Source organism: Yersinia frederiksenii ATCC 33641 (genome assembly GCF_000754805.1).
Lineage (GTDB): Bacteria > Pseudomonadota > Gammaproteobacteria > Enterobacterales > Enterobacteriaceae > Yersinia > Yersinia frederiksenii.
This window is the reverse complement of sequence record NZ_KN150731.1, coordinates 4,455,009-4,467,040: the sequence shown is the minus strand read 5'-3', so window position 1 is coordinate 4,467,040 and position 12,032 is coordinate 4,455,009. Positions and strand designations below refer to the sequence as shown.

Sequence of the window (12,032 nt, the reverse complement as noted above, 5' to 3'; positions counted from 1 at the left end):
TTCGCTACCGGAGGCCATGCATGCAAGACTGGGATCCTGATTTATACCGCCAATTTGAAGCCGAACGCACTCGCCCTGCTCATGATCTGCTGGCACATATTGCTGCTGATGCACCGCAACGTATCACTGATTTAGGCTGCGGGCCGGGTAACTCCACTCAATTGCTGCACCAGCGATTTCCCCACAGTCAGTTGGTCGGCGTTGATAACTCAAGTGCCATGTTGCTCAGTGCACAGCAACGCCTACCTGATTGCATTTTTCTCGCAGCAGATATCCGCCAATGGCAACCTTCACAGCCACAAGATCTCATTTATGCCAATGCATCATTGCAGTGGTTAACCGACCACCAGCAACTCTTCCCCTCTTTATTTGCCAAACTTTCGCCCGGTGGCATCCTGGCGGTTCAAATGCCCGATAACCTGGATGAACCCAGCCATAGAGCCATGCGTGAGGTAGCAGAAAACGGCCCGTGGCAACAAACACTACGAGAGGCGGGGGCGATTCGGGCAAAAGTGCTCACCGCCAATCAATATTATGATTTGCTGGCACCACATGCTGAGCAGGTCGATATCTGGCGCACTACCTATTACCACCCGATGCCCTCGGCACAGGCGATTGTGGATTGGCTGCGATCGACCGGCTTGCGGCCTTTCCTTGAGCCACTTTCTGAGGCTATGCGATTGGATTTTTTACAGGATTATCTAGCCATCATTGATGCCAAGTACCCGCAGCAAGTGGATGGTCGGCGCTTACTCGCGTTTCCACGCTTGTTTATTGTTGCCCGCGCGACATAATAGCCGCTTAAGTATGCTGGTTAAATAAGTTAACCGGCATAACATATTGATAAAATAGCAACAAAATAGTCCAGAAGGAAACTATTAAATCTTCATATCATTACTTTGTTAGTTATTGACAATTCATCACCCCAATTTATTAATTAACAACGCCTTCAGCTTATCTTCAGTATAAAATAACCATCATAAATAACCTAAAGCCACTTAAATAATAAAATATTTACAAATCAAATAGATAGACATTACCGATTAAACACAACAAGAGCGACGGTTCTATTTTAGTAAAGAAACACAAAATTACATTTTCAAACACTCTCTGAAATGAGCTATTTAATTGATAGGCACTATCTAACCTACAAAGTTAAATATCTTTGTTATACTTATTGCCGATGAAGGAATTGGCAATCAACTCAATAAAGGGATACCTATTATGAGTACAGCAAAACTGGTAAAAGCAAAATCTTCCGAACTCATCTACACACGTAATGACGTTGATGAGCATACTAAAGCGCTGACGATTAAACTGCTAAACGAGATGGTCATTCAGTTTATCGACTTATCGCTTATCACCAAACAAGCTCACTGGAATATGCGCGGTGCCAATTTTATTGCAGTCCATGAGATGTTGGATGGCTTCCGCGCTGCCATTAATGATCACTTGGATACCTTTGCAGAACGCGCCGTACAATTAGGCGGGGTTGCGCTGGGTACTGCCCAGTTAGTGACGGACAGAACACCACTGAAGAGCTATCCGACCAATATTCATAGTGTGCAAGAGCACCTGAAAGAGTTAGCAGATCGCTATGGGGTCGTCGCAAACTTTATCCGCAAAGCAATATCTGAAGTTAAAGACGAAGATAGCGCCGATATGTTCACTGCCGCATCCCGTGATCTGGATAAATTCCTGTGGTTTATCGAAGCTAATATTGAGTAATTCCCTACCCATTACCCGGTAGATTCGAAGTGATAGAATCGAGACAGGGCCGGTCATGATCCGGCTCTGTTCATGGAGGTCATATGGCAAGTGGATGGGCCGGAGACGGCGCAGTACAAGATCAAATTGACTCCACCCTTGAAGACGCAGTCCAGCGCGCCCGACAAGCTCTTGGCAAAGGTGAGAGCGAAATATATTGCCTGGAGTGTGGGCAAACAATTCCAGAAGCCCGGCGTAAAGCACTGGCTGGCGTTAAATATTGTCTAACCTGCCAAAATGAATTAGATAAACATCAAGCGAACCATGCCGGCTATAACCGCCGTGGTAGCAAAGATAGTCAACTCAGATAGCTCCCTCGCTGCACCCTTTTCGCACAAAAATCCGATGCAGTTAACAATACTGTTACATTAATGTTGATTAGCGATTGTTTATTATTGCCTACCGAGTTAATAATAAGTAAATAATAGATGAGTTGCACCAAAATGACAGCCATGCACTATTTTGGTGGGTCACATTGGTGCAATAAGTGTTGGCTAAGTATTCGCTTGCAAATTACTTTGAGAAATCTCTTTGTTTTTAAATAACTTGCATTTCTGGCACGATCTTTTCATATTGCATCCTGAAATATAAAAATGGATCTCCATGCCTCAAGCTATTGGCATTGCAGATTGACTGCGATACCAAGAACCAAGGGTATATCCACAAAAGCACAAAGGAACTCCCACTTATGAAGTCACTTGTCAAAGTTTCATTGGCCGCACTCACGCTGGCCTTTGCCGTTAGCTCCCACGCCGCAGAGAAAGAACTAATTGTTGCAACAGACACCGCTTTCGTTCCTTTTGAGTTCAAACAAGGGGATAAATATGTCGGTTTCGATATCGATTTATGGGATGCCATCGCGAAAAAACTGGATCTGAAGTACACCCTGAAACCTATGGATTTCAGTGGCATCATTCCTGCGTTGCAAACCAAAAACGTTGATCTGGCACTGGCTGGCATCACTATCACCGACGAACGTAAAAAAGCAGTCGATTTCTCTGATGGCTATTACAACAGCGGCCTGCTGGTAATGGTAAAAGCGGATAATAACGACATCAAAGGTGAAGCAGACTTGGCGGGCAAAGTGCTGGCAGTAAAAAGCGGCACCGGTTCTGTTGATTACGCTAAAGCTAACATTAAAACCAAAGACCTACGCCAATTCCCGAATATCGATAACGCCTATCTGGAGTTAGGTACTGGCCGTGCTGATGCCGTTTTGCATGACACGCCAAACATCCTTTACTTCATCAAAACGGCCGGTAATGGTCAGTTCAAAGCGGTGGGCGAGTCCATTAAAGCTCAACAGTACGGTGTAGCCTTCCCACAAGGCAGCGATCTGCGCGAAAAAGTTAATGCTGCACTGAAGTCTCTGAAAGAAGACGGCACTTACGCTGCAATCTATAAAAAATGGTTCGGCGTAGAACCTAAGTAATTTATTTTTGCCGTTTTTAGACCAGGAGAATATCCATGCAGTTTGAATGGAGCGCTATTTGGCCCGCCATCCCAATCCTGCTTGAAGGCGCCAAGTTAACCCTATGGATTTCGGTCCTGGGGTTGCTTGGCGGCCTGATTATTGGGGTTATAGCAGGTTTTGCCCGCGCCTATGGCGGTTGGCTGAGCAGAAATATCGCATTAGTCTTTATTGAGCTGATCCGTGGCACGCCCATTGTGGTGCAGGTAATGTTCATCTACTTTGCATTGCCGATGATGATGCCCGTGCGCATCGACCCCTTCTCAGCAGCCGTTGTGACGATCATTATTAACTCAGGTGCCTATATCGCGGAAATCACCCGTGGTGCCGTGCTATCAATCCATAATGGCTTCCGTGAAGCTGGTCTGGCGCTGGGTTTATCCAAGCGCGATACCTTGCGTTATGTGATTGCACCTTTGGCTTTGCGCCGCATGTTGCCACCATTAGGTAACCAATGGATCGTCAGCATCAAAGACACCTCACTGTTTATTGTGATTGGCGTGGCCGAACTGACTCGTCAGGGTCAGGAAATTATTGCCGGTAACTTCCGCGCCATGGAGATATGGAGTGCGGTGGCGGTGATCTACCTGATAATTACCTTGGCTCTGAGCTTTGTTCTGCGCCGGTTAGAAAGAAAACTGAAAATCATATGATTGAATTTAAAAACGTCTCCAAACACTTTGGTAAAACCCAGGTGCTCCACGACATCAATCTGAATATCACCAAGGGAGAAGTGGTGGTGATTATTGGTCCTTCCGGTTCGGGCAAATCGACCCTACTGCGTTGTATCAATAAGCTGGAAGTTATTACCAGCGGTCAATTGATTGTCGATGGTCTGGATGTGAATGACCCCAAAGTTGATGAACGCCTGATTCGCCAAGAAGCGGGGATGGTGTTCCAGCAGTTTTATCTGTTCCCGCATCTGACAGCACTGGAAAACGTGGCATTTGGCCCGATCCGGGTGCGTAAGGCTTCTAAAGAAGCGGCCAATAAACTCGCCATGGAGTTATTAACCAAGGTCGGGCTGGAAGAGCGCGCACATCATTACCCGGCGGAGCTCTCTGGTGGCCAACAGCAGCGTGTCGCTATCGCCCGTGCACTGGCGGTAAAACCGAAGCTGATGCTATTTGATGAGCCCACCTCTGCGCTGGATCCGGAATTACGTCATGAAGTCTTGGGGGTAATGAAAGATTTGGCCGAAGAAGGCATGACCATGGTCATCGTGACCCATGAAGTTGGTTTCGCACAGAAAGTCGCCTCTCGCCTGATCTTTATTGATAAAGGCCGAGTGGCACAAGATGGTGACCCGGATAGCTTGATTTCTAATCCACCCAGCGAACGTTTACGGGAATTCCTGCAACACGTGTCTTAATGGGGGGTGAGTTGTAAAACAACACTGGCGGGTACGCTGAGGTACACGCCAGTGTTTTATTTTGTCGGCATCCACCCTGTCATATCAGGCTCTGCTGATTCTTCACCTGAGCAAATGCCGCCATCAACTTCACAACATCTTGCATCCCAATATTGACCTGATTGATGACCTCACCGGCATCTTGCGTTAGTGTTACCCCGCCCCCCGCATGTTCAAGACAAACATCCATACCTTTAATGGCCGCCATGACGCCATTTTGAATCGTCTTTGTCATGTGCTCGATTTCCGTCGCCGCCTTACGTGACCTCTCAGCCAGCATGCGCACCTCGCTTGCTACCACAGAAAAACCTTTACCATGCTCACCGGCATGAGCGGCTTCAATCGAAGCATTAATCGCCAGTAAGTTAGTTTGCGAAGAGATTTTGCGAATAGCTTCTACAATGGTGCCAATCTCTTTCGAACAGCGGCCTAAGTCACTGACCACATCAGATGTTTCACGGGCAATAGACTCGACTTCCTGCATACCTCGCACCGCCTGCTGAACAATCTCGGCTCCCTGTGATGCTGAGCGGTCGGTGGTTAATGACAAATGATGCACATCACGGATCAGGTTTTCCTCATACTCCTGTTGCAACATTAGTGGCGTAATATCCTGAGCAATTTTGACAACTTTAAATATTTGCCCCTCGTTATCCATAATCGGGTTATAACTCGCCTCCAACCATACTCGTTCACCACGGCTGTTTACCCGTTCAAAACGCCCGATAATAAACTCCCCTCGAGCTAAACGTTGCCAATGCTTACGGTATTCATCCGAGTGAGCAAATTCAGCAGTACATAACATCTGATGGGGTTTATGCTGAATATCAGCCAAGGAATAACCAATAACTTTTAGCAGGTTATCATTGGCATCTAAAATCGTGCCTTGCGGAGTAAAGGTAATCATCCCCATTGAACGATTAAGTGCCGCGAGCAAACTCTGATGTTCCTGAGATTGTAAAATTCGCTCGGTAACATCACTGGCAAGTTTGATTATCTCAACCACTCGACCTTGACTATCAAGGACTGGAGTGTAGGTTCCCTGCAACCAAATAATGCTGCCATCTTTACGAATACGCTTAATATTATCGGTAATCGGCCGCCCTTCATTGAGTAATTGCCAATGACGGCGATAGGCATCACTCAGCACATAATGCGGTTCACAAAATAATTTATGATGTTTGCCGACTACCTCATCTTGCTGATATCCCATAGCCTGTAAAAATAATGAATTAGCATGTTTTACTGTTCCATCGGGCTTAAAAATAATCATAGGGACAGCATTATCAATTGATGTGAGTTCTGCGCGCGGAGAGGCATGAGATGAGCTGAAGTTAAACAACATAAGTCAGTCCTTATGGCGAATGATAGAGCCGCTAATTAGCAATATGCTTATCAACATGCGTACCAAATAAACCCCAAAGAGTCTTTAGAGCTCTTTGGGGTTTATTCTTCACCCTGGACGATGAGGTATATGAATTAATGAAATTAAAAGCCAACTAAAAATTAAACTATCACTATGACTTGCCAGCTTATCCTGCCTGACTAAGAGTTATCTTAATCAGCTTAGCCTAAAGTAAGTCGGCAGCAAGTCATAAACTTACATAAGTAAATTATTCAACTAAGCGAGTGCAGCCAGCACCGCTGCACAGTCAAGGGCGCAGGGTCCAACGCTCAGCTTTCCAAGCGGCTTGCTCTTCTGGCGTCAGGAATGTCCACGCAACAAATCGGCTCACTTTCTGCCCCTGAGCCATATCAATGGTTCGAACTTCTACTGCATTCGCATAACGCAGAGCATGATAAATAGCGGGCAAGGTGGTTTTCTTGGAAATCAATGAGGTAAACCAGAAGCAGTTCTTCGCCTTGGTTGCGCTTTCCACCACCATGCGGCTAACGAATCCTTCTTCACCCCCCTCACACCATAGCTCACTATTTTTACCACCAAAGTTTTGCACAGGCTTGAACGCGACTTCGCCTTTACCTAATTTGTGCAGCTTGCGGCGAGTGGTAGCTGCGGCCTCTTCTGCAGAGCCATGAAACGGCGGATTACACAAGGTGGCATCGTAGCGTTCATTTAATGCCAGAATTCCCTCAAAGATAGCTTTTGGGTCTTTCTGGTGCTTAAGCCGCAAGGTATTTTTCAGTGTCGGGTTCATGGAGACCACCATTTTTGCCGCGCTAAGTGCTTGCGAATCAATGTCAGTCCCGGTAAAGCGCCAGCCATATTCTCGCTGACCAATAATGGGGTAAATACAGTTAGCCCCGACACCGATATCCAGCAACGCAATATTTTTGCCCTGCGGGATCACGCCATTATTACAACTGGCTAATAAATCGGCCAAATGATGCACATAATCAGCCCGCCCCGGAATTGGCGGGCACAAGAAGTCAGCTGGAATATCCCAATATTCAATGCCATAAAAATGTTTTAACAGGGCTTTGTTTAACATTTTCACTGCTAAAGGATCAGCGAAATCGATAGAAATATCACCGTAGGCAGTTGGGGCCAAAAAAGGGATTAATTCTGGGCAACTCACTGAAAGTGCGTCAAAGTCATAACGCGAGCGATGACGATTTCTAGGGTGCAATCCACTTTTTTCTTTCGGGAATACTTTTTTGTTTTCCATCGTACTGACTCTCTGGTAGGCATTTTCTGGCGCGTAAGATAGCATAAATTAACGTTCAGCGGGCGGGCAGCTAAAGAGACGGCTCGCCGCTAGCCCATTTATTTCTAGCCAAAATAGCTGACGAATTAGCCGGTTTTGGCCTCATGTGACCATTGTGCAATGGTAGGAATGTATGAGTACTGAAAATTATTATTACTACGAACCCGCTACTGGTCATGGCATGGCTCATGATCCTCTGAAATCCATTATTGGCCCACGTCCCATTGGATGGATATCTTCTGTGAATCGTGCGGGACAACGTAATCTCGCTCCCTATAGTTTTTTTAATTGTTTTAGTGACCGCCCACCGATTATTGGTTTTTCCAGTAGTGGCTGGAAGGATAGTGTCGCCAATATCGTCGAGACTGGCGAGTTTGTCTGGAATTTGGCTACCCGCCCACTGGCGATGGCCATGAATAACAGCTCGGCCACCCTGCCTGTGGAGCAAGATGAATTTCTATTTGCTGGCTTGACACCGAGGGTGGCTCACCGCGTCAATGTCGATTGTGTGGCAGAAAGCCCGGTAAATTTCGAATGTAAATTGACGCAATGTATACAGCTTAAGAATGCCGCAGGGGTAACGATTGATAACTGGCTAGTGCTAGGCGAAGTGATTGCCGTACATATTCATCGTGAATTAATTAATGCCGAGGGGATTTATCAAGCAATGGCGGCACAACCCATTTTACGTGGCGGCGGCCCCAGCACTTATTACCAAGTCTGCGATGATTTACGCTTTGACTTACTGCGACCCGAAGGGATACAGCCTCGACAATAAACATTCAAATATATTGAATAATTTACTCAATTCTATCCGGTTTTAAAATTACAACAAGGGTGTAATATAGCTTTTATCGAAAGGGAGTGCCCTTTCAACCTTAAAACCGAATAGGAATATACCATGAAAAACATCAAAAATTTTGTTGCAGTTATCGCCCTCTCTACTTTGTCTTTCGGTAGTTTTGCCGCAGAATACGTTAACAGCCAAGATGCAGCTAAATTGGAACAAGTCGGTGTGGTCTCTGTTGGTGGTGTAACTGATTTGAGCAGTCTGAAAGCGCAACTGGCAGAAAAAGCAGATGCTGCCGGTGCTAAAGCCTTCACCATCACTTCAGCAACAGGTAATAACTTGATGCACGGTACTGCGGTTATTTATAACTAATTTCTTTTTACTCTTTGAATTTACAGCAGTGTTAGCAGCATTAACCTCTTCACCCTGCCAGCATCACTGCTGAAAAAGAAAAAGCCCATCAGTACTGTGTTAATCAGTGCTTGATGGGCTTTTTTTGCTTACAAAATACCAAACTCGCATTTAATCAAGCAGTGCATTTATTGCTTTAGCAAATGCACGGCACATCGCCTCATCACCCTGCTGATTATCAGCCAACAGTTTATCGCCATCTACTATCCGCAAAGTGACATTTAAGTCAAAGTCTGCCGCGGGTTGCGGTCGCGTAGCGGCCTGTTCAATAGTGTTCTGTGCCACCAGCCAGGCCTCTTCAACTGTTTGATTACACACTTTTGCCAGATAATCTGGGTTAAAACCCTCTCCAGTCAGACTGCGCAATGTCTCGTCATGGCTGACACTGTTGCCGGGCCGCCAATAATGTTGGGCCAGACTCGGGCCGATGGCCGGGTTATCCGTTAAATAACCATCACGTTTAAGGAAGAATGCTCTTGTCTGCTCAACGGCCATCAGTGCCAGCAAATATCCTTGATAGGAGCACGCTGACTCCATCGATAATAAGTGAGGAATAGCCAATGTCGGCCGTGGGCTACCACTCACCCCTAGAATTTTTAACTCAATATCTCTGGCTAATTGCGTCATGGCCTGCGGCGTGCGCTGTGCATCATCCCACTGATAAAGCTGCCATTCAAAATAAGGAACCAACAAGATATGTCGCTCATTAAAAGCACGCATCGGTTGCCGTGCCTGAATACTTTCTTGAATCAAGGCATCAGGAACGGGTTCATCGGCACTGTTTTTGGCATAACGTTTTAGCCAATCGGCATCGTCGAGCAGGCTATCGCAGAACATAGATTGGGTTTCGGCATAAGCCATGGATGTGGGCGGAAATTCTTGTGAGAAACAGGGTGCGTTTTGCACAATATTGGCGAAATGCGCCGCGTGCCCACCTTCATGAAATAAGGTATTCAGCCCTGAGGCACCACTTCCGACCTGGTCGGGTTTGGCCAAACTAGTGAAGTTGATCCGCGCTGGTATCCATTTCCCTTGGTCGACAAAAGGGGGGATCGGGCCATGCATAAAGCCATTTTCGTATTTCCCCGGCCGAACCAACAGATCCAAATTCATCTGTGCGCCACGAAAACCAATATGCAGCCGTTTAAAGCTATTGATCCAGCGATCAAGTGACTCAGAAAATGGGAAATAAGGGTCTAATTGGCGGGTAACATCACCACTGCTGGCATAGCGAATATTCCACGGTTCCAGTGTCTCCGGGCCTTTTTCTGCGGCTAATTGCTGCAAGCTGCGCTGGTTGGCGTCACGCGTCTGCTCTTCAAAGCGGTCCAAAATAGTAAACAACTGCTCTGGCGTCATACGCTCGGTTTTATTTACCTTGTAATCAAAGTAATTGCGATAACCCATTTGCCGCGCAAACCGATTACGTAAATTGATTAACTCCGGTAAACCATTATGCAATAGCCATTGTTCCAGCTCACGCAGAGCCAAATGTGAGCTGTGGCGACATTCGGCGTTTTCATTCGTGCCCTGGTTGGTCAAAAGTTCACCTAACGAAGCAGCAACCCGCTCACCAGCAGTATTGAGATGTGTCAGGGTAAAAGTTTTACGCCGCTGATAAAGATCTGATTCAGCAGCAATAATCTCATCAAGCAGAGCTTGTGTGTTGGGATCTTCAATAGCATTACAATCAAAAAAGCGGTACCACCCCTGTAACCCATGTACCAATACATCGCGCTCTGTGCCAGCAGGCTGACTTTCCAGAGAGGTTATCAAGTCTCGCAACTCTTTTAGGCGATGACTTTGGGCGATAAAACGTTTGTAGGCCGTTTCTGCCGCAGAGAATTGCTGTGCAATATCAACACCACCCAGCCCCATATAGCTCTGCCAGAAAAGATCTTCTTTGGCTTGATGGACTGCCAGATAATCTTTGTTCAGAGCATTAAAGTAGTTCAAAGCCTGTTGCATAGCATTCCTTTTCAGCAATATTCGGGTAAGAAAATCAATAGCATTTTTTCAGTCTAGCACTGTCAGTACAGACAACAAATACCGATTATTTTGAGGTGAAAACACATAAAAATGAGGCAAAAAACCGACTTAATTGATTAAAAAAGCAAATACCCTTTAAATTCTCAATTAACAGGGTGAAAAATATATTTATTGGTCATAAACACTGATTCGCTGGGGTATCGTTAGAAGAAATTATTTTATTGAGGAAAATACGCTGGGAGATATAAAAATAGAAAATCTCATACTGAAAAGCAGAATTTTGAAAAATTTTCAGCACGTTTTAGAACAGTAAAAAAATAGATAAATAACCCAATATAATAACTACAGGTTATTTATCTATTATATTGCTCGTGATGCTGAGCTGAATATTCAGGCGATTTTAATCTGTTGCAATGCGTGCTCAACCGTTTCTGCCTGCCCGATTGCCACCAAACAACATGCCAGCTGCTTTTGGATAGCATCAGGGATCGGCAACTCACCCGCCAGACAGCTAGCAACCCAACCGGCCGTTACCGCCGCATCTTTCGAATCAGGTAATACAAGCTCAGCCGGTTCTGGTTGGCGATCCAATAAAATTTGCTGTTCACCATTATTAATATAATGAATAGGTGGGCAACGTAATGGATTGGCATAAACCTCCCCTTCAGTGCCTTGCTGTAACAGAGCTGGCGCGTTGATCGTCTGGAAGAACCCCCCCACTTTTTGCATGTACTCAGGGTGAGAAACACTGGCCAGACGTAGCGCTTTATCATGAATAAAGGGGCTTGCCAGTTTTGCCAGCGTATGACTGCTATTTCTGACACCCATACGCCAGCGTTGTTGTAACTGTGCATCTAATTGAGCTGATAATGCCGATACCGGGATAAACACCGGCAAACCTTGGTTTAGACGCTGTTGGGCCGCAACGGAGTCGAGTGACCATGGGATATTCAGTTGCTGGAAAATCTCGGCACTGGTCACCCGGCTACTATCCTCGGTTACCCCATGCACCACCACCGGCAGGCCAAGACGGGAAAGCAGCAATGCCAGTAGCGGGGTCAGGTTAGCTTGTTTGCGGGCCCCATTGTAGCTGGGGATCACTACCGGTAATGGACGCCCCTGCGGCGCTCGCAGTGACATAACCTGCTCTTGCATCGCCTGATAGAAACCTAAGATTTCCTGTTCAGACTCACCTTTAATGCGCAATGCAATCAGGATACCACCCAACTCCAATGCCGGTACCTGCCCTGCCAACATCGCTTTATACAGTTCATAGGCCGTCGCCTGATCCAGATCGCGGGCATGATTCTTACCACGCCCAATCTCTTTGATAATTTTGCTGAAATCCATGGTGCGGTGTTTCCCCTGTCGGTATTCGGTAAATATAAATCAGGCTAAATATGCTTAAACTTTATCACTGATAGTCATAACTGTAAGAAGGATTTATTGCCAGGAAATCTGCGGGGTAAAAGCTTCAACCAGTGCATCAATGGCAACCCGTAGCCTTTTAGTCAGGCGGGATTGATG

12 protein-coding genes are annotated in these 12,032 nt (G+C 46.1%); 8 read left to right on the top strand and 4 right to left on the bottom strand.

What is annotated here, in order from left to right; all coding sequences use genetic code 11:
* Window positions 1–20 precede the first annotated feature (20 nt).
* From tam to glnQ, 6 genes are all read left to right on the top strand, one after another.
* A complete protein-coding gene (tam, locus tag DJ58_RS02205) occupies window positions 21–794 on the top strand; it encodes a trans-aconitate 2-methyltransferase (RefSeq protein ID WP_004709100.1) in 774 nt (257 codons plus the stop codon).
* Between the two features lie 430 nt (window positions 795–1,224).
* Window positions 1,225–1,728, top strand: coding sequence for a DNA starvation/stationary phase protection protein Dps (dps, locus tag DJ58_RS02210; protein WP_004709099.1), 504 nt, complete (start codon window positions 1,225–1,227; stop codon window positions 1,726–1,728).
* Window positions 1,729–1,811: 83 nt separating this feature from the next.
* Window positions 1,812–2,078 carry a DksA/TraR family C4-type zinc finger protein gene (locus DJ58_RS02215; RefSeq protein ID WP_004709097.1) on the top strand — a complete coding sequence of 89 codons (267 nt, stop codon included), beginning with the start codon at window positions 1,812–1,814 and terminating at the stop codon, window positions 2,076–2,078.
* A gap of 377 nt (window positions 2,079–2,455) precedes the next feature.
* Window positions 2,456–3,199: a glutamine ABC transporter substrate-binding protein GlnH gene (gene glnH / locus DJ58_RS02220; protein WP_004709094.1), complete on the top strand. Its 744-nt coding sequence runs from the start codon at window positions 2,456–2,458 to the stop codon at window positions 3,197–3,199.
* 35 nt (window positions 3,200–3,234) lie between these two features.
* Window positions 3,235–3,891 carry a glutamine ABC transporter permease GlnP gene (gene glnP / locus DJ58_RS02225; RefSeq protein ID WP_004709093.1) on the top strand — a complete coding sequence of 219 codons (657 nt, stop codon included), beginning with the start codon at window positions 3,235–3,237 and terminating at the stop codon, window positions 3,889–3,891.
* Window positions 3,888–4,610 (top strand): glutamine ABC transporter ATP-binding protein GlnQ, encoded by a 723-nt coding sequence (glnQ, locus tag DJ58_RS02230; protein ID WP_032911042.1) that lies wholly within the window; start codon window positions 3,888–3,890, stop codon window positions 4,608–4,610. The genes glnP and glnQ overlap by 4 nt, the downstream gene beginning before the upstream one ends.
* 79 nt (window positions 4,611–4,689) lie before the next feature.
* Here glnQ and DJ58_RS02235 read toward each other — a convergent pair whose 3' ends face one another.
* A complete protein-coding gene (locus DJ58_RS02235) occupies window positions 4,690–5,994 on the bottom strand; it encodes a methyl-accepting chemotaxis protein (RefSeq protein ID WP_004709089.1) in 1,305 nt (434 codons plus the stop codon).
* A gap of 307 nt (window positions 5,995–6,301) precedes the next feature.
* Complete coding sequence (gene rlmF, locus DJ58_RS02240) at window positions 6,302–7,276, bottom strand: 23S rRNA (adenine(1618)-N(6))-methyltransferase RlmF (RefSeq protein ID WP_168132513.1); 975 nt, start codon at window positions 7,274–7,276, stop codon at window positions 6,302–6,304.
* 172 nt (window positions 7,277–7,448) lie between these two features.
* Between rlmF and DJ58_RS02245 the strand changes: the two genes are divergently transcribed.
* Together DJ58_RS02245 and bhsA are read left to right on the top strand one after the other, a co-directional pair.
* Window positions 7,449–8,093: a flavin reductase family protein gene (locus tag DJ58_RS02245; protein ID WP_004709086.1), complete on the top strand. Its 645-nt coding sequence runs from the start codon at window positions 7,449–7,451 to the stop codon at window positions 8,091–8,093.
* A gap of 123 nt (window positions 8,094–8,216) precedes the next feature.
* Entirely contained in the window at window positions 8,217–8,477 is a 261-nt protein-coding gene (bhsA, locus tag DJ58_RS02250) for a multiple stress resistance protein BhsA (RefSeq protein WP_004709083.1), read from the top strand.
* Between the two features lie 150 nt (window positions 8,478–8,627).
* Here the strand turns inward: bhsA and DJ58_RS02255 are convergent, their stop codons facing one another.
* Together DJ58_RS02255 and ybiB are read right to left on the bottom strand one after the other, a co-directional pair.
* On the bottom strand, window positions 8,628–10,484 hold the full coding sequence (locus DJ58_RS02255; RefSeq protein ID WP_004709081.1) for a M3 family metallopeptidase: 1,857 nt from the start codon (window positions 10,482–10,484) through the stop codon (window positions 8,628–8,630).
* Window positions 10,485–10,895: 411 nt separating this feature from the next.
* Entirely contained in the window at window positions 10,896–11,855 is a 960-nt protein-coding gene (gene ybiB, locus DJ58_RS02260) for a DNA-binding protein YbiB (RefSeq protein WP_004709078.1), read from the bottom strand.
* Between the last annotated feature and the right edge of the window lie 177 nt (window positions 11,856–12,032).